General features: G+C 54.7%; 16 protein-coding genes. 13 read left to right on the top strand and 3 right to left on the bottom strand.

What is annotated here, in order from left to right; genetic code table 11:
* The first annotated feature begins 152 nt into the window (after positions 1–152).
* From AB7S84_RS08600 to AB7S84_RS08570, 7 genes are all read left to right on the top strand, one after another.
* Entirely contained in the window at positions 153–806 is a 654-nt protein-coding gene (locus AB7S84_RS08600) for a class I SAM-dependent methyltransferase (RefSeq protein WP_428153925.1), read from the top strand.
* A gap of 79 nt (positions 807–885) precedes the next feature.
* Positions 886–2,685, top strand: coding sequence for a KamA family radical SAM protein (locus AB7S84_RS08595; RefSeq protein ID WP_428153923.1), 1,800 nt, complete (start codon positions 886–888; stop codon positions 2,683–2,685).
* A gap of 512 nt (positions 2,686–3,197) precedes the next feature.
* Complete coding sequence (gene tmcD / locus AB7S84_RS08590; RefSeq protein ID WP_428153921.1) at positions 3,198–4,475, top strand: electron transfer complex subunit TmcD; 1,278 nt, start codon at positions 3,198–3,200, stop codon at positions 4,473–4,475.
* 14 nt (positions 4,476–4,489) lie between these two features.
* Positions 4,490–5,149 carry a TmcC family electron transfer complex membrane anchor subunit gene (gene tmcC, locus AB7S84_RS08585; protein WP_020876344.1) on the top strand — a complete coding sequence of 220 codons (660 nt, stop codon included), beginning with the start codon at positions 4,490–4,492 and terminating at the stop codon, positions 5,147–5,149.
* Between the two features lie 42 nt (positions 5,150–5,191).
* The gene (gene tmcB, locus AB7S84_RS08580) at positions 5,192–6,529 is read left to right on the top strand and encodes an electron transfer complex ferredoxin TmcB (RefSeq protein ID WP_428153919.1); all 1,338 of its coding nucleotides are present in this window, start codon (positions 5,192–5,194) and stop codon (positions 6,527–6,529) included.
* 63 nt (positions 6,530–6,592) lie between these two features.
* Positions 6,593–6,991 carry an acidic tetraheme cytochrome c3 TmcA gene (gene tmcA, locus AB7S84_RS08575; RefSeq protein WP_020876342.1) on the top strand — a complete coding sequence of 133 codons (399 nt, stop codon included), beginning with the start codon at positions 6,593–6,595 and terminating at the stop codon, positions 6,989–6,991.
* 114 nt (positions 6,992–7,105) lie between these two features.
* Positions 7,106–7,534 carry a TM2 domain-containing protein gene (locus AB7S84_RS08570; RefSeq protein WP_020876341.1) on the top strand — a complete coding sequence of 143 codons (429 nt, stop codon included), beginning with the start codon at positions 7,106–7,108 and terminating at the stop codon, positions 7,532–7,534.
* Here the strand turns inward: AB7S84_RS08570 and AB7S84_RS08565 are convergent.
* From AB7S84_RS08565 to AB7S84_RS08555, 3 genes are all read right to left on the bottom strand, one after another.
* Positions 7,488–8,471 (bottom strand): vWA domain-containing protein, encoded by a 984-nt coding sequence (locus tag AB7S84_RS08565; protein WP_020876340.1) that lies wholly within the window; start codon positions 8,469–8,471, stop codon positions 7,488–7,490. The two genes, AB7S84_RS08570 and AB7S84_RS08565, sit on opposite strands and share 47 nt — an antisense overlap.
* Positions 8,472–8,581: 110 nt before the next feature.
* Positions 8,582–9,472, bottom strand: coding sequence for an NAD(+)/NADH kinase (locus AB7S84_RS08560; protein WP_428153915.1), 891 nt, complete (start codon positions 9,470–9,472; stop codon positions 8,582–8,584).
* Positions 9,473–9,591: 119 nt separating this feature from the next.
* On the bottom strand, positions 9,592–11,541 hold the full coding sequence (locus AB7S84_RS08555) for an MFS transporter (RefSeq protein ID WP_020876338.1): 1,950 nt from the start codon (positions 11,539–11,541) through the stop codon (positions 9,592–9,594).
* A 317-nt stretch (positions 11,542–11,858) separates the two neighbouring features.
* Here AB7S84_RS08555 and divK point away from each other — a divergent pair, with 317 nt between their 5' ends.
* The 6 genes from divK to hmcE all read left to right on the top strand — a co-directional run bounded on the left by divK (position 11,859) and on the right by hmcE (position 17,581).
* Positions 11,859–12,212 (top strand): DVU0259 family response regulator domain-containing protein, encoded by a 354-nt coding sequence (divK, locus tag AB7S84_RS08550; RefSeq protein ID WP_020876336.1) that lies wholly within the window; start codon positions 11,859–11,861, stop codon positions 12,210–12,212.
* 457 nt (positions 12,213–12,669) lie between these two features.
* Positions 12,670–14,301 (top strand): sulfate respiration complex hexadecaheme cytochrome HmcA, encoded by a 1,632-nt coding sequence (gene hmcA, locus AB7S84_RS08545; RefSeq protein ID WP_020876335.1) that lies wholly within the window; start codon positions 12,670–12,672, stop codon positions 14,299–14,301.
* A gap of 102 nt (positions 14,302–14,403) precedes the next feature.
* Entirely contained in the window at positions 14,404–15,477 is a 1,074-nt protein-coding gene (gene hmcB, locus AB7S84_RS08540) for a sulfate respiration complex iron-sulfur protein HmcB (RefSeq protein WP_040415170.1), read from the top strand.
* A complete protein-coding gene (hmcC, locus tag AB7S84_RS08535; protein WP_428153911.1) occupies positions 15,477–16,706 on the top strand; it encodes a sulfate respiration complex protein HmcC in 1,230 nt (409 codons plus the stop codon). Before hmcB ends, hmcC begins: the two co-directional genes overlap by 1 nt.
* 27 nt (positions 16,707–16,733) lie before the next feature.
* The gene (gene hmcD, locus AB7S84_RS08530) at positions 16,734–16,865 is read left to right on the top strand and encodes a sulfate respiration complex protein HmcD (protein WP_020876332.1); all 132 of its coding nucleotides are present in this window, start codon (positions 16,734–16,736) and stop codon (positions 16,863–16,865) included.
* A 26-nt stretch (positions 16,866–16,891) separates the two neighbouring features.
* Positions 16,892–17,581 carry a sulfate respiration complex protein HmcE gene (hmcE, locus tag AB7S84_RS08525; protein WP_020876331.1) on the top strand — a complete coding sequence of 230 codons (690 nt, stop codon included), beginning with the start codon at positions 16,892–16,894 and terminating at the stop codon, positions 17,579–17,581.
* The last annotated feature ends 31 nt before the right edge of the window (positions 17,582–17,612 follow it).

Here is a 17,612-nt window from a genome sequence, read left to right as displayed (position 1 = left end):
CAAACAGTCCGGGCCGCTGATCCTCCGCGGCGCTTAAGCGGCACTAAAACTCACCGCTGAAGGGGCCCGGGCCGTATCCTCCCGGCACCTCTTTCCGGTTACCATCATGAAAGTCGAAAGTTGAATTATAAGAAAAATAGAAGTAACCAGTCATGCATACGAGTGTAAACAGCCTCATGGATCCCGTTCGGGTGAAGGGTTTCCTGGACGAGGCGGAAGGCCTGCGTCTCTACGATATCGCCTTGTCGGCGAGCAAGATGGGTCCCTGCCTCGAAATCGGCAGCTACTGCGGCAAGTCCGCCGTCTACATCGGCGCCGCCTGCCGAACCAACGGCGGGACGCTTTTTTCCATCGACCATCATACCGGCTCCGAAGAGCAGCAGCCGGGGGAACTCTATTTCGATCCCGAGCTCTACGACCACGACGCGGGAAGAATCGACACCTTCCCGACCTTCCGGAAGACCCTGGCTTTGGCCGGACTTGAAGACACGGTGGTGCCCATCGTCTGCCGCTCTCTGACGGCGGCGCGGTCGTGGACCATACCGCTCAGTTTTGTCTTCATCGACGGGGGTCACGCCCTGGAGACGGTCTACGCCGATTACTGCGCATGGTCCCACCATATCATGCCCGGCGGATATCTGCTCATGCACGATATTTTCGAGCGTCCGGAAGAGGGAGGTCAGGCGCCTTATCAGGTCTATCGGACGGCGTTGGCCTCCGGTCTTTTCAGGCCCCTGGACATGACGCGTTCTCTCGGGGTGCTTCAACGGCGAAATTTTGGCGAAACGCCTGAAATTCGTTTTTGAAGACGGATGAGGTTGGCACCTTTCCCAAAAAAACACTTCATCTGCCGCATGACAAAAGCGTCGCAAAGGAGGTTAAGCAGTGGAAAACAAGATAACGCCAAAACGGATTTTAAAAATCCTGGATACGGTTCCGGAATTGAAGGCGATTTTGATTACCGATGAAGCGGTCGATGAGAAACGCCGCCTGATCCGGTATTTTCTTTCGGATACGCTCAATGCCGTCTTTGAAGACAACCCGACTATCCCCCCGCTGGAATGGATCCAAACCCGAAATGCCGTCAATGTGCTGCGGTCGATCGTATCCAAGCGAAACGAGCGTCTCGCCGGTTTCAGCCTGCTGACCTATATTAATGATCTCATTCACGGGAAGGACCTGGGCGACCGACCTCAACCCGGTGCGGGATTTTATGCGGAATTTGAACACCTTTTACGGGCCGTCGTGGGGAAAACAGCGGTATACAGCGAAAAGGTTCCACCATTTCTCAAACACTCCGGCCGAAGGGCGGCCCGTCTGAGATCGAAAGACCTCGGTCGCATGGCCGCGAATGCTGAAAAATATATGGCCCGTTATCCCTTTGGGCTGGATCGCGAGACCATCGCAAAGCGGAAGGCCAACAAACAGCGCATTCTGAAGTACTTCGGTGCTGCGGATGCCGATTGGGAGAAATGGAAATGGCATACGAGTCATATCATCCGGGACGCTGAAACCTTGTCTGAACTGGTGACCTTGACACCCGAGGAGTTTCAGGCGGTCGAAATGGCGCGGCAACACCGCATTCCCTTCGGTATTACCCCATACTATCTCGCGCTCATGGATCCGAATCCGGACCGGAAGACGGATTACGCCGTTCGGGCCCAAGTGATCCCGCCGCTCCATTATGTGGAGCGGATGAAGGAGAACAAGGCGAACAAGGGGTGTTCCATGGACTTCATGCTCGAACAGGACACGTCGCCCATCGACGGCATCACCCGACGCTATCCCCATATCGTTATCCTGAAGCCGGTGATGACCTGTCCGCAGATCTGCGTTTACTGTCAGCGGAACTGGGAGATCGAAGACGTCTATTCCCGTTCGGCCATGTTGGGACAGAAGCGGCTTGACGCCGCCCTGGAATGGATTGAAGGCACCCCGGGGGTGAAAGAGGTCCTTGTGACCGGCGGCGATCCGCTCCTGCTCGCAAACGACAGGATCGAGAAACTCCTGGGGAGGCTTTCCCGAATTTCTCACGTGGAGCGGATTCGCATCGGCACCCGCATGCTCGTGACCCTGCCTCAACGGATTACCGATTCACTGGTCGACGCCGTCAGGCGGTTCCATGTTCCCGGGAAGCGGGAAGTGGTTATCATGACCCATTTTGAGCACCAATACGAGATTACCCCCCAATCCATGGCCGCGGTCCAGAAATTTCGACGCGCCGGCATGGGCGTTTACAACCAGATGGTCTTCACGTTCCACAACTCGAGAAGGTTCGAAGCCGCCGCCATTCGCCACCGGCTTCGCCTCATCGGCGTTACGCCTTACTACACCTTCAACGCCAAAGGCAAGGAAGAAACCGATGATTACCGGGTTCCCATTGCGCGCCTGCTTCAGGAACAACATGAGGAGGCTCGGCTGATGCCCGGCACGGTGAGGACGGACGAGATCGTATTCAATGTCCCCAAGCTGGGAAAGAATTACCTTCGTGCGGGGCAGCATCACGATATCATCTCGATCCTGCCCGACGGCCGAAGGGTCTATGAATTTCACCCCTGGGAGAAAAAGCTGTCCCTTGTGGACACCTATGTCTATACGGACGTCTCCATATACGATTATCTCGAACGGCTGAAGAAGGCGGGGGAAGACGCTCGTCTATACAGCACCATATGGTATTATTATTGACAGTTACGCAGTAGGGAGCCGTACTTCCCTCATCTCCGTCAACGGCGTGCCGGAATCGGTCAGGCGGCTGCCTTGCCTCTTACCCCGGGTGGCCGCTGTGCATGTCTGCGGATGTTCGGGGCGTTTTCCATACCATTGCCCGGTATGAGGAGGCGATGACGCCTATCGGATATCCTGATCTCCGAAATACAGCGTTCTCCCTACCCATGAAATACACTGTTTTATTTTGCTAAATAGGGTATCATGACATAATACTTTACAAAAAAAACTTTACGGTATAGATCTATACCTTCATAAAGAGGCGATGCCGATTTCTATGATAAAAATATGCATCATATTGAAAAGATGGTTGAAATTATAAGCGCCGGGAATCGTTTCGGCTTTTTCCGGGATTTCGATAGGCGATAAGGCGTACTATGCGCCGATTTTTTGAGGTGTATATTCCCCAATGGCGGACGATCACCTGTCACATGGGAAAGGATTTAGGCAACATCTTAAAAGGAGAAAGGGACATGACAGATTCAAACAGCTGGGACTGGAGCGTCGGCAAGCGGCAGATCGCGGATATCGCCCAGTGGAAAGCCGAGTTCGGGTATGTGGAGGAGCCGTATGCCAGTCCGGACGGTGAAAAAATAGCCGCTGTCATCAAGACGGAGGATATGGAGTTCAGTGCCTGTGAAAACGGGGTCGCCTGGGAAAACACCTTCGACAAACTCTGGTTTCTCAGATATTCGCCGGACAACCGTTTGACGGGGCTGGTTTCGGACGGCGGCGAGTGGACCCTGGCGGTTGACGGGGAAGCCTGGGAAAATCGATATGACTTTGCCTGGAACACGATTTTCGGTCGGGACGGCAAGAGCATGATCATCATGACCCAGGCCGACGGCGAGTATTCCGTTCTCATCAACGACACTCCCTGGGAAGAGACCTTTCCCTACATGACGCAACTCTCCGGGAGCGACGACGGCACCAAGGCCGCGGCGGTGGTGCAGACCGTCAGGTTTTCAGAGGGTGACATCTTTACATTTCAGAAAGGATGTTACACGATAGCGGTGAACGGTGAGGCTTGGGACATGAATTTTGTCAATGTCTATGAGCCGGTTTTCAGTGCCGACAACAAGCGGGTGGCTGCTCAGGTCAGGACAAACCTTTATGACTACACCATCGTGGTGGACGGCGAACCGTGGCCGGTGTCCTATCCTACGGTCTGGAAAGCGGCCTTTTCGCCGGCCGACGGTTCGGTCACCGCACCGGTCAAGACACCGGAGGGGTGGACGTTGGCCCGCGACGGTCAGGTCCTGTGGCATCAGCGGTTTGCCCAGCTCTGGCATCATGCCTACAGCACCAACGGAATGAGCATTGCCGCCATTGTCGCCCCGAAATACGGCCGCTGGACGGTTGCAGTGGACGGCACTCCCTGGAAGACGACCTTTGGCGATCTGGTGACGGATCTCGTCATATCGCCCTCCGGGAAGCGAGTGGGCTGCGTCGGGAAGGACAGCAACCTCTGTACAGTCGCCGTGGATGGGACCCCATGGGATATCAAATGCGACATGGCGTGGGCGCCGGTGTTCAGCCCCGATGACCAGCATGTGGCGGCCAAGATCGAAAAAAACGGTCAGTATACGATCGCTGTCAACGGGAAACCGATGAAAACCCAGTTCAAAAATCTCTGGAATCCAATTTTCAGTCCTGACGGCGAAAAGATATTGATTCGGGCGATCGAGGGTAGCGGGGACAAGGCGGTTTACGTCCGCCGGGTGCTGCCGGTAACTGAAATTATCGGTTGATAAGGAGAGAGACGATGCATACGCTGTATAATTTTGTCAGCGGTCCGCTGGCGTGGCTTGCCTTTATCGTGTTTATCGGGGGAAGTATCTACAAGATCGTGACCATGGCAAGACTTGCCAAGAAAAAGGATTCAGCCGTTTATGAATATTGGGATACGGGCTTCGCACTCCGATCAATCGCTCATTGGAGCATCCCTTTCGCCACAGTGAACTGGCGGAAAAATCCGATCATGACCCTGGTGACCTTCGCTTTCCATATTTCCCTTATTGCGGTGCCGCTGTTTCTGTGCGCCCATGCCCTTCTGTGGAAAGAGGTTTTCGATATCAACTGGTGGTATATCCCCGACGGCATGGCGGATGTGATGACCCTCATCGTGATCGGCGCATGCTTTTATTTCGCCGGCAGGCGGATACTTCGCCCGGATGTCAAATACCTGACATCGACATCCGATTATCTGCTCCTTCTGATGGTAGTGATGCCGTTTTTCACCGGATTCTGGGCCTATCACCAATGGCCGGGATATCGAATGATGTTCATCCTTCACATGCTGTCGGGCGAGTTCGTGTTGGCCGCCATCCCCTTTACCCGCCTGAGTCACATGCTCTACGCCGTTTTCACGAGGGGATACATCGGATCCGAGTTCGGCGCAGTGCGCCATGCGAAGGATTGGTAACGAATTTTTGATTTTTACCCTCAACGATAAGGGAGCAAGAGAATGGGTGAACCTGCATCCAAAATCGAAGTGAAAAATATCAAGGACATCGGCCTGGATGAGGGCGTGGCCCGACTGACGCCCGAGAAGATCGAGACGGTTGTCAATGACGTGATCGATAATGAGACTGGTGCCCGACTTAAGGTCTATGTGGACACCTGCGTTCACTGCGGGCTGTGTTCCGAGGCATGCCATTATTATCTGTCCAACGACAAGAATCCAATTTTCGCGCCGGCGGCCAAGGTCAAACAAACACTTTGGGAGATCGTGGAAAAGAAAGGTAAGGTCAGTCCGGCCTTCATTCGCCGGGCCGCCGAACTCTGCTATACGGAGTGCAACCTCTGCCGGCGGTGTGCCATGTACTGCCCCTTTGGTATAGACGTCGCCTATATGATGCTGACCATGCGGCGTATCTGCCATAAACTGGGCGTTACGCCTCAGTACATCCAGGACACGGCCCACAGCCATTCCGCCACCATGAACCAGATGTGGGTCAAAGAGGACGAGTGGATCGACACCTTGTTCTGGCAGGAGGAAGAGGCCGGTGAAGAGGTGGAAAACCTGAGAATCCCCCTGGAAAAGGAAGGGGCCGATGTCATGTATTCGGTGATCGGTCCTGAGCCCAAGTTCCGGGCTCAGCTCATTTACCAGGCAGCGGTGATCATGAATGCAGCCGGTGTCGACTGGACAATGCCCGCGACCCCGGGATGGGATAACAGCGACATGGCCATGTACACCGGGGACAACGAAATGATGGCCCGCCTCAAGAAGGAGCATTTCGAAACCGCCATGCGTCTCAAGGTCAAGAGAATCGTCATGGGCGAGTGCGGCCATGCCTTCCGGTCTGTCTATGACATGGGCAACCGGGCACTGGGATGGAAAATGCCGCCGGTGGAGATGGTCCACGCCCTCGAGTTCTATTACGAGCTTTTTAAGGCCGACCGGATCAAGATCAAACATAAATTCGACAAACCGGTGACGCTCCATGATCCATGCAACGTCATTCGGGGCCGCGGCCTCCATGAGATGGCCCGATACGTGGTGAACAAAACCTGCGCCACTTTCATCGAAATGACGCCGAACCGCGAGCACAACTACTGCTGTTGCGCCGGAGGCGGCGTGATCAACTGCGGTCCTCCTTTCCGGGATAAACGGGTGGTCAGCAACCGGGTCAAGGCCGATCAACTCTCCGCCGTAAAGAAAAAGGGCGTCGAGGTCTGTATCGCCCCCTGCCACAATTGCCACGGGGGTCTCGAGGATATCATCCATCACTATCACCTGGGCCTCGAGCTGAAATTCCTGGGAGACATCATTTATGAAATCATGGAGAAACCGGAATAGGCAGGGCCTGGCCCCGGAACGGGGCGATGCTCAACCGGAACCAGACAAAGAGGAGTGTGCCAAATGAATAAGAAGGCTCTGGCAGCATATATCGTTGTCGCGTTTATCGTTTCCGCAATTGCGGCCGTCTCCGGCTTCTCCCGGGAGCAGTGGGAGATCACCAGCGTTCGGGACAGTGCTTTCGGGGTGCGGATGCGTTCCGCAGTGACGTTCAACCATGACGAACATAACGAGAAAGCCGCCATCGAGGACTGTACGGAATGTCATCACAGCTTTGACGAGGATGGTGTCAAGGTGGAGGGAGAATCCACCGAGAGCTTGGAATGCTCCGATTGCCACATGGCCGAGGGACAAACCAAAATGGATCTGATGCGGGCCTATCATCTCAATTGCAAGGGGTGCCACGAGGATCAGAAGCTCGGTCCGGTTATGTGCGGAGAGTGTCACCAGAAGAAGAATTGAAATCGGGGCGATCGCCCTCTGTTTAATTTCAGACTGTTGTGATGAGTATCGAGGCGCGCGGGATCGCTGATTTCCTGCGCGCCTTTTTCATGTATCGACCAAAGGAGCGACGCTATGGCGGAAAGGAACGACACCCACAGCAAAACCATCGGCTATATTCTCTGGATATTCGGTTTCACCGGGTCGCACCGATTTTATTACGGCAAACCGGTTTCTGGAACAATCTACTTCTTTACCCTGGGGCTGCTCTTCATCGGATGGATCATTGACCTTTTTCTGATTCCGGCGATGGATCGGGAGGCGGACCTCCGTTTTCGAGAGGGTTTCCTGGACTACAACATCGGGTGGATTCTGCTGACCTTTTTCGGTGTTCTGGGGATCCACCGCTTTTACATGAGAAAATGGATCACCGGAATCCTCTATTTTTTTACCGGCGGGCTTTTCCTGGTTGGGTATGTCTATGACTACTGGACCCTCAACAGCCAGATTGATGAGATCAATGCTTTGTATGGACAGCCGGCCGGTCAGACGTCAGTGCCGTGAATACGGCGGAGAGCATTCTGGAAAATCGGTCGCGGATATGATCCACAAAAGTGACCGGCAGGGCGCTTTGCAATTCATTTCGAATGAACCCGAGGCTTTTCAAGGGGTCGTCGGGAATACGACGGAAGAAGATCCTGGCCTTGCCTGCCAAGGCCAGGGCGTTCATTCGGTCGATAAAGGTTTTTTGAAGGATCAACAATCTGCGGTTGAGTTCGGGATCGTCTCCAATTCGGGGGCTCGTATAAAGGAAGATGATCTCGCCGCTGCTGTCGACGCCGAATCGTTCAACGGCGGCTTCGGGAAAAACGTATTGCTGCGGACAGTCGCTGTCGTCGTTTATCAGATCGGAAAAGATGATGACCCGTTTCTTGATCCGCGAATTCAGGACGGTTTCAAGAAAGCAGTAGAAGGGGGTCGTCAACGGCGTGATGATCCGGGGCGCGATCGTGGCTGTGGTGATGGATTCCACCTGCGGTCTGACGGTGCGATCGAACTGGTCCGGGGAGCCGCAAGCGGTGAGGTCGACCACTGTCGATATCGATGCCGGACCGCATCCGGGATTTCCGAAGGTCGAAATCCGGCAGGAGATCGTCTTCCGCCTGTTAAAGCGCTCGAGTCGCGTCAAAAGGACGTCCTTGAGTTTTTCGAGGGTGTCCTGGTTCATGCTCGCGGATACGTCGATACCCACATGGAACCGTGTCGGTAAGGAGTCCGTCGCACCGGCGAGTTCGGCGGCGATGCGGGGATTAAAGCATTGTATGGATATCAAGGCGCCGGCCAGAAGCAGGATAGACATCAGACCAGCGATGCCCAATGCCCTGGAGAAGGAAAACCATCCGGGACGTTTTCCGCAACGGGGGCACAGATTGCCTGGAGACGGTATGCCGGTGTAACCGCATTTGGTGCACATGAACCGTTTTTTGTAAGGGTGTCTCATGTTGCGTGCTATCCCTCATGACCGTTTATTCAGGTGCTGTGGTTTCAGGCGTCGTCCGTCGTCATCTCCCGCATAAGATGGTATGCCGCCGCCATGATACGGCGACGCTGTCAGATTCTCTCACCACTCCAACGGAGTTTTGTTTTGAGAACGTCGAAATAATGTCGATCGGGAAGGGTGATCATGTGTATGGGTTGGCATCCTTTCCGGACAATGATGGTATCCTTTTCCGTGATTTCCAGGCCCGCCTGCCCGTCGAAGGTCAGCATGATGTCCGAGGCGCTTTTGTCCAGCTTGAGTTCGATACAGACGGAATCGGGGACGATGATCGGACGGTTGGTCAAGGTGAAAGGGCATATGGGGGTGATGACGATTCCCGGCACCGTGGGGTGGATGATGGGCCCCCCCGCGGCCAGAGAATATCCGGTCGAACCCGTGGGTGTGGAGACGATGAGCCCGTCCGCCCTGAAGGTCGTCAGATATCGGTCGTTGATGGATGTCTTGATGCGGGCCAGTCGGGCCAAGGCGCCCTTGTTGATGACAATGTCGTTCAAGACCGGCTCTCGAACGATCTCTTCACCGTCGCGGAGAACCCTTACAAGAAGACGCATTCTGGGCATGGTGGTGAATTCTTTTTTGAGGATGGCCTCTGCCGCCGAGAAGAGGGCTCCCTCAACGGTTTCCGCCAGGAAACCCACTTCTCCAAACTTGACCCCGATGACGGGGATGGGAAAATCTCCAATCCATCGGGCCGCACTCAAAAAGGTGCCGTCGCCACCCAGAACGAAGACACAGAAGAGATCACGCGGAGCGAAATCCATTGAATCCAAAGGCATTTTGCGGTTGGATGGGACGCCTTCCTTACGTACGACGGTAATCCCTCGGGTTGCGAGCCAACGTTCGAATTCATCCGCCTTCTGGACGGCCTCACGCTGCGGTTTGACAAACAGGCCGATCTTCATGGGCCCGCACGGTTCTGTTTTTTTCCGTTTCGTCATCATGGTCCTCTCCGACACGACAGCATCTGTTCACTTCTTCGGCCGTATAACCGCTCATCCGCTTGAAGGCATGGAAATTTATCACAGCTGTAATGGATAAATAAAGCATTTTATAAAATGGGTTATGGATGATTGCCCCGGAGGGCGGCCACCGCTTCCCGGAGGGCTTCGGCCGTGGCCTGCTCCGGAGGCATCGGCGGGGCGCAGACGATTTCGACCTTCGACCGCAATCGTCTGGGTCGCCGCGTCATGGCCGGACCCCCTTTATGGCTGAAAAAGCTGCCCCATAACCCTCTCAAGGCCATGGGAATTACAGGGACCGGCCTGCGATTGAGGATTGTTTCCACGCCGGGACGGAATTGCTGAATGTTGCCGTCAGTCGTCAGTTTCCCTTCAGGAAAGATACAGACCAGTTCCCCGTCGGCCAAGGCCTGATCAATGGTTTCGAACGCCTGGTGAAAGGTCTGGGGATCGATATTTTCGGAGGTAATCGGAATGGCCTTTCCGGTGCGAAACACAAAATGGAGCACGGGAAGGCGGTATATGGGTTCGAAAACCACGAAACGGACAGGGCGTCGCAAGGTTCCGGCTATGAGCAGCCCGTCGACATAGCTGACGTGGTTGCAGACCAGAAGGGCGGCGCCTTCATCCGGAACGCGGGAAAGCCCCTCGTGTCGCACTCGGTAAAGGGTATGCGTCAGGATCCAGATCAGAAAACGCATGGTGAATTCCGGAACCACGGAGTAGATGTAGGCGGCCACCAGGATGTTGCCCAGGGCGACGATCAGAAAGAAATGTGGGATGGATAGTTTCAGGATTCCGAGAAAAAGGATGCCGATCCCTGTTGAAAGCACCATGAAAAAGGCGTTCAGGATGTTGTTGGCAGCGATGACCCTGGCGCGGTAGCCGGGCTCTGTTCGCAATTGAACAAAGGCGTTCAGAGGGACAATGTACAATCCCCCGGATATGCCGATAAGCACGAGATCGCACAGTACACGAGGGCTGCCGGGGGTGGATATGAAGCGGGTGATGTCCATCAATTGGGACACCTCCGGCGGATCGTAGGCCAGGAACAGGTCGATGCCGAAGAGACTCAACCCCAGGGAGCCCAGAGGGACCAGGCCCAATTCCACTTTTTGGCCCGAAAGTTTTTCGCACAGCAGGGAGCCCGCGCCGATGCCGATGGAAAACATGGTCAGAAGAAGGGTAACCACGCTTTCATCGCTCCTGAGAACGAACCGGGTGAAGTTGGGGATCTGGGTCAGGTAAGCCGATCCCAGGAACCAGAACCACGAGATTCCCAATATGGAGAGAAACACCGAATGGGTTCGACGGGCATAGCCGATGGTTTTCCACGTCTGGGTCAGGGGGTTTATGCGAATCGTGATCGAAGGGGAGAGGGCTTCTGCCCTGGGAATGAGGCGTGAGACGCCCCATCCGGCAATTGCAACGACGCAGACTGTAAGGCCGATCCAGATCGTACCGTTTTCGAGTTGAACGAGTACTCCCCCGGTAATGGTGCCGAGCAGGATGGAGACAAAGGTGCCCATGCCGACCATGGCGTTGCCGCCGACGAGCTCTTCGGGGGCGAGGTGCTGAGGGATGATGCTGTATTTGACGGGGCCGAAAAAGGCCGACTGGGCTCCCATGAAGAAAAGCAGAAGCATGAGGGCGATCATGTTTTCAAAATAAAAGGCGGCGGCGGCAAATCCCATGATGACGATTTCCATCAATTTGATTCGCCGGATCATCATGGCTTTTTCATATTTATCCGAAAACTGGCCGGCCGTGGCGGAAAACAGGAAAAACGGCAGAATGAAGAGACCTGCCGACAGGTTGATCAGAATGTTGGTATCGATCTCCAGCATTCGGGAGCCCTGGTATGCGATCAGGATGATGAGGGCGTTTTTGAATACGTTGTCGTTGAACGCTCCGAAAAACTGGGTCCAGAAAAAGGGCGCGAAACGTCGAATCCTGAGCAGCCCGAACTGGCTTTGCGGGATAGGTTCCTTGTTTTTCGGGGTCGATGTCATGGGTATCGCTTCATCGGGGTTCAGGTCTTGAAGACACATCTCGTTTCCGGAATGGCTGCCACTCTAATTTTTTAAGCGATATCTGTCAAGAAATGATGGCGAGGCTCACGGGTGTTTGGTCGTATTCGGTACGTCGTCGTTCGTGCGGAGAGTGTGGGCATGGGCGATGAATAACGGTCGTTCCAGTCTGAGGTAATCGTACTGGCAAATGCGGTATGAATTCATGGGAACTACTTGCCAAATTGTATTTAAAGGGTTAAGATGACCCCCATTTGAAGCGGTCGGGGCCGATGCGCCGATGCCCTCAAATCACCGATAAACGATACCGTATAATCCCAAACCAAGAGAGGTGCCGAATGGCAAAGAAAATTCTGGTGATCGATGATGATCCGGTGGTGGTGAAATACCTGGTCAGCCTGCTGGAGGACAACGGATACGAGACCTGTACGGCCAAGGACGGGCTGGAGGCCATGGAGGTTCTCAAGGCCGAGCGGCCGGACCTCATCACCCTGGATCTTGAAATGCCCGAGGAGTGGGGGACACGGTTCTACCGGAAATTCAAGAAGGACGAAGCGCTCAAGGATACGCCCGTACTGATTATCAGCGGCATGCCTTCACGACATCTGTCCGTTCGGGACGCTGTGGGATATTTGGCAAAGCCTTTTGATCCGGATAAGGTACTGGAACTCGTTAAAAAAGCCGTCGAATAACCGCCCGCTTTCCCGAAGTCGGGTTCCCTCTACAAGCGTTACACCTGCCGGGCGACGGCCAGACTCCCCGGCGGTGTTTCAACGCGGAAAACGCTCACTGCTTTGTCGGCTCATCCCTCGTCGGTTACGTCTCATAACGCTTTTCTCCGGGGCCGACGAGTTCGACGTCAAAACACATCGCTTCCTTCTGTCTGCAATATCGTTTGCGGGACTGTTCTATCAGATACCCCAAACATGGGATAGGTCTCTCTGGGTTCATAATAAATTTGGTGCCTTCAGTTTATATTTTGGAAAAGACCCTATGTTCCAGGATGTAAAAATAGGGTTGGAGTTTACATAAAATACATTAAAGGCCTTATTTACCCCTGGTGGACAAGTTCTGTAGAGTACCGCCAATATTCGTATCAGAATCTGAGTTTCCTGCTAAAATCTAAACGCACTTTTAAGGATGTCAATCATGGTGAAGGGAAAGATGAAGTATTGGTGGGTTGGAGTCACAGCCGCGATCTTTATGGTCACAGCGGTCTGTATCGGGGCTCAGGAGGTGGGCACGCCGACCGGAAAGGATGCCCGGGCGGACATGATAACAATCGATGCGTTAAAGGTCTTCGGTTATCTCGAGAAGCCGGCGGTGGTGTTTCTGCACGACGCGCATACCGATGCCCTTAAAAAGAAAGGCAAGGATTGTTCAGCCTGTCATTTGTCCCAGGAGAAGTCCAACAAGATACCGGGGACCTTCAAAGCGGCCGTCGACGGCATCGATCCCCTGTCCCCCAAGTTCAAACGCCTGAAAGACACGGCCCGGGAGGAGGTGATGGACGTTTACCACACCTTCTGCATCAGCTGCCACAACGATATGGCCGCCGAAGGCGACAAGTCGGGGCCGGTGACCTGCGGCGAATGTCACAAGGAGACCGATGTCGTTTCCAATCGGGTATTGATCGGGATGGACAAATCGCTTCACTACCGTCATGTGGCGGCCCAGGAGAAGAAATGCGAAACCTGCCACCATGAATATGACGCGGAGAAGAAGGTGCTTTTCTACGCCAAGGACAAGGAAGGCACCTGCCGCTATTGCCACAAGGCCGAGACCGAGGAGAATCGAATCTCCATGCGGGAGGCGTCCCATCTTGACTGCATCAGCTGTCATCGCAAGCGGTTGGCCAAGAACGAGACGGCAGGCCCGATCTACTGCAGCGGCTGCCATGATGCGGCTTCCCAGAAGAAATTCAAGCAGATCGAGAATGTCCCCCGGATGGAGCGAAAACAACCGGATGTGGTCCTCGTCAAGGTCGGCGAGGTCAAGCCCGATGAGGGCGACAAAGTCGGTGACGTGAGGATGAATCCCGTCAGTTACGATCACAAGGCCCACGAAGCATATAACGACACCTGTCGGGTCTGCCACCATGCCAGCATGGAGAGCTGCAGCACGTGTCACACCATGGCCGGCAGCAAGGACGGCGACCATGTCAATCTGGCCCAGGCCTATCATCTAATCAATTCGGAGAAAAGCTGCATGGGCTGCCATGAGCAGGAAAAAGCGGCCTCTGAATGTGCTGGATGCCATGTTTTTATGGAGAAACGGCGGAAGCAGGCCGATGAAGCCTGTCTGAAATGCCACGAGGAGATGGCGCCCGAGCTCCGGTCTCTGGCCCTGGAAGACGAAAAACGGGTTGCTGAAATGATGGTCGGTGCCCGGACCTACACCACGGAAACCTATGATAATGAGGATATCCCCGAGAAAGTGGTCATTAACGTGATGGCGGAGCCGGATGATCGTTACGAAGCGGTGGATCTGCCCCATCGGAAGATTGTTCGGAAATTGACGGAGAACATCAAGGACAGCAAGCTGGCCACCTACTTTCACCGGGAGAAGGGCACGCTCTGCCAGGGATGCCACCACAACAGCCCCGTCTCGAAAAAGCCGCCCAAGTGCGCCACGTGCCATGGCAAGCCTTTTGATGAGCGAACGCCCATGAGGCCGGGGCTGATGGGAGCGTATCACCAGCAGTGCATGACCTGCCACGCGGAAATGAAGCTGGAAAAGCCTGCCGGATGTACCGGCTGCCACAAAGAGAAGAAGCAGTAACTATATCAATTTCCCTATCTCCGGTCGTCCGTCGGCCCGATTTGAAACGGGCCGACGGATCTCGACGGCGGGAGATACGTCAAACCGACTGAGGAACTGAATATGTCCGTATCCCGAAGAAGATTTCTAACATGGATGGGCGGTGCGAGCTTTGCTACAGCCGTTGGGCGAAAAGCTCATGCCGGAACGAACAAAGAGTTCAAAGGATACCCAGACAGCATGGGCGTGTTGCACGACACGACGCTGTGCGTCGGATGTCGACGCTGTGAGGAAGCCTGTAACAAGGTTAACGATCTCCCGGCGCCGGACGTATCCTTTCGGGACGAATCCGTTCTGAACCAGGAGCGAAGAACCACCGCCAAGGCCTATACCGTCGTCAACAAGTATGCGGATCCCGATCGCCCCGGAGGGGTGACCTTCCGTAAACTTCAATGCAATCACTGCAAGGAGCCTGCCTGCGCATCGGCATGCTTTGTCAAAGCGTTCAAGAAGACCCCCGAAGGTGCCGTGGTTTATGATGCTTCGGTCTGTGTCGGGTGCCGATACTGCATGGTGGCTTGCCCCTTCAATATCCCGGCCTACGAGTATGAAAAGGTTCTCGATCCCAGGGTGATGAAGTGCACCATGTGTCACCCGCGAATTCTCGAGGGTAAAATCCCCGGCTGTGTGGAGGTCTGCCCCGTTGAAGCGCTTACCTTTGGAAAACGTGAGGACCTTATCAGGATCGCCCGGGATCGCATTCGGAAATACCCGGAAAAATATGTCGATCACATCTATGGCGAATATGAGATGGGCGGTACCAACTGGTTGTACATTACCGGCACCCCATACGAAGAGATCGGGATGCGCGAGGATCTCGGCACCACGTCCGCGCCGGAGTTGACGGCGGGGGCTCTCGGGGCGGTGCCCATCGTCGTCGGTCTGTGGCCGGTGCTGTTGACCGGCATATGGGCCATGACCCAACGGAAAGAGAAGATTTCGGCGGAGGAGAAAAAAGAGGCCGTGGCGCAGGCGGTAGCCAAAACCGAGGCTGAGGCCGAAGAGGCCATGGCCGCGGCCATGGAGAAGGCAAGGAAGGATCAGGACGCCGCCGTCAAAAAGGAAGTGAAAAAGGCCCTTGAAGAGGCTAAAAAGGCCAAGGAGGAGGGTACGGACAAGAAGGAGGAGGATGTCTGATGTCTGAGCAAAACGTCGTCGCCAAAAAATCATTTTTTCCGACGGATCGATCCCTGTATACCCCCTTCAATGTAGTCTGCGGGGTGATCCTGCTGGTGGGGCTGCTTCTGACCGTGATGCGGTTCACCGGCGGGTTGGCCGCGGTGACCAACCTGGATGACAATTATCCCTGGGGGCTGTGGATCGGATTCGACCTGATGGCCGGCGTCGCGCTGGCAGCGGGCGGTTATACGACCTCGGCCGCGTGCTACATTTTCGGGATAAAGCGCTTCCATTCGGCGGTCCGTCCGGCCATTCTCACCGGTTTCCTGGGCTACGCCCTGGTCGTGGTGTCGCTGAATTACGATGTCGGCCGACCGTGGCGGCTGCCTTATCCGTTTGTCGTGCAGCGGGGCACCACCTCCCTTCTCTTCGAAGTGGCCGCGTGTGTGGCCCTCTACCTGACGGTGCTCTTCCTGGAATACTCCCCTGCCGCTTTGGAATGGCTGGGCTTCAAGAAACTGCGAAACACCCTGGTCAGGATCACCATGGTGTTGACCATTTTCGGCGTGGTGCTGTCCACCTTGCACCAGTCCTCCCTGGGTGCGCTTTTTCTGATTGCACCGTCCAAGCTGCATCCCCTCTGGTATTCCACCTATATTCCGGTCTATTTTTTCATATCCAGTATTATCGCCGGACTATCGATGGTGATTTTCGAGGGAACCCTGTCCCACAAATATTTCCATGACAAAATGGATGCGACTTACCGGTCGGAGCATGACGGTCTGGTGCTCGGCTTCGCTAAAGGAGCATCCTTCGTCATGGCCGGCTACGTCATCATCAAGATCATCGGCATCGCCGTCGAGAATCAGTGGCATCTGCTGGCGACGCCTTACGGGCTGTGGTTCCTTGTCGAACTGATCGGCTTCGTGGCCCTGCCCTGCTATCTGTATGCGGTGGGCGCCCGGGACAAGAACCTGAAGCTGATTCAGCGGACATCCATCATCGCCGTGCTGGGCATTATTCTTAACCGGCTCAACGTGTGTATCATCGCCTTCAACTGGTATCTGCCCTGGAGTCAGAAGTATATTCCCCACTGGGGGGAGGTCGGATTGACGATCTTCATGCTGACCGTCGGCGTCCTCGTCTTCAGGTTCATTGTCACGCGACAGCCGATTTTCTATGAACATCCCGAATACCAGGCACATCATGCTGAAGACCTCGATGTACACCACAAAGCACAACACTAAAGATAACGGACCTTGGAGGACCATGTTATGGACGGCATATTTTACACGCTTCAGGATTTCATGACCCATACCAAAGGGGTTACCTATATCATTATGGTGCTGGCTTTGATCAGCATCACCGCGTTCTGGCGTTTCCTAACCGACAGAGATGACGATTAACCGTCGGCACAAAAGGAGATTATAATATGGAGATGGATATATATAAATTGGTAACCGGACCGGTGGCGTGGTTGGCGTTCGGCATCTTTTTCATCGGGGTTATCGTCCGAGCCGCACTCTATATCAAGGGTCTGGACTGGCAGATGGATCGCGTCGCCTATACCGCTCACCGAAAGCACGGTATCAGGGGTGCCATAAGATCCATCGCGGCGTGGCTTGTTCCTTTCGGGACCCACAGCTGGCGGTTCTATCCCTTTTTCACCATCGTATTTTTCACATTCCACATCGGGTTGCTGGTGGTGCCGATTTTTCTTCAGGGTCATTCGATCCTCCTCAAAGAGCGGTTCGGCTTCGGCCTTCCGACCATATCCGATTTCAGCGCCGACATGCTCACTATCGGCGTGATGACGGCAGCGGTGTTCCTTGTGCTGCGGCGTCTGGCGCTTCCGGAGGTTCGTATCATTACGACCTGGTATGATTATCTGGTGCTTGCCATTGCCGTAGCGCCGTTTCTGACGGGTTTTCTGGCGGCACACCGGATCGGGAACTATAATTTCTGGTTGATATCACACATCATAACAGGCGAAATCATGCTGGTGGCGATTCCGTTCACCAAACTTTCCCACTTTGTCCTTTTCTTCATGAGCCGAATGCAGATCGGTATGGATTTCGGCATCAAACGCGGCGGCATGAAAAGCAAGGGGATGGCGTGGTAGTTCTGACGATACAGGGTGGATCGGACCGCGG

It is taken from the genome of Desulfococcus sp. (assembly GCF_050178255.1).
Lineage (GTDB): Bacteria > Desulfobacterota > Desulfobacteria > Desulfobacterales > Desulfococcaceae > Desulfococcus > Desulfococcus multivorans.
This window is presented reverse-complemented; position numbering and strand designations above follow the sequence as displayed.

Bases quoted from the DNA above. Each gene is read 5' to 3' on its own strand.
- tmcC (WP_020876344.1), top strand. From the start codon at position 4,490: ATGCATACGCTGTATAATTTTGTCAGCGGTCCGCTGGCGTGGCTTGCC.
- hmcE (WP_020876331.1), top strand. From the start codon at position 16,892: ATGGAGATGGATATATATAAATTGGTAACCGGACCGGTGGCGTGGTTG.
- AB7S84_RS08560 (WP_428153915.1), bottom strand. From the start codon at position 9,472: ATGATGACGAAACGGAAAAAAACAGAACCGTGCGGGCCCATGAAGATC.
- AB7S84_RS08570 (WP_020876341.1), top strand. From the start codon at position 7,106: ATGGCGGAAAGGAACGACACCCACAGCAAAACCATCGGCTATATTCTC.
- AB7S84_RS08600 (WP_428153925.1), top strand. From the start codon at position 153: ATGCATACGAGTGTAAACAGCCTCATGGATCCCGTTCGGGTGAAGGGT.
- hmcD (WP_020876332.1), top strand. From the start codon at position 16,734: ATGGACGGCATATTTTACACGCTTCAGGATTTCATGACCCATACCAAA.
- AB7S84_RS08565 (WP_020876340.1), bottom strand. From the start codon at position 8,471: ATGAGACACCCTTACAAAAAACGGTTCATGTGCACCAAATGCGGTTAC.
- hmcB (WP_040415170.1), top strand. From the start codon at position 14,404: ATGTCCGTATCCCGAAGAAGATTTCTAACATGGATGGGCGGTGCGAGC.
- tmcB (WP_428153919.1), top strand. From the start codon at position 5,192: ATGGGTGAACCTGCATCCAAAATCGAAGTGAAAAATATCAAGGACATC.
- tmcA (WP_020876342.1), top strand. From the start codon at position 6,593: ATGAATAAGAAGGCTCTGGCAGCATATATCGTTGTCGCGTTTATCGTT.
- AB7S84_RS08555 (WP_020876338.1), bottom strand. From the start codon at position 11,541: ATGTGTCTTCAAGACCTGAACCCCGATGAAGCGATACCCATGACATCG.
- hmcA (WP_020876335.1), top strand. From the start codon at position 12,670: ATGGTGAAGGGAAAGATGAAGTATTGGTGGGTTGGAGTCACAGCCGCG.
- tmcD (WP_428153921.1), top strand. From the start codon at position 3,198: ATGACAGATTCAAACAGCTGGGACTGGAGCGTCGGCAAGCGGCAGATC.
- divK (WP_020876336.1), top strand. From the start codon at position 11,859: ATGGCAAAGAAAATTCTGGTGATCGATGATGATCCGGTGGTGGTGAAA.
- hmcC (WP_428153911.1), top strand. From the start codon at position 15,477: ATGTCTGAGCAAAACGTCGTCGCCAAAAAATCATTTTTTCCGACGGAT.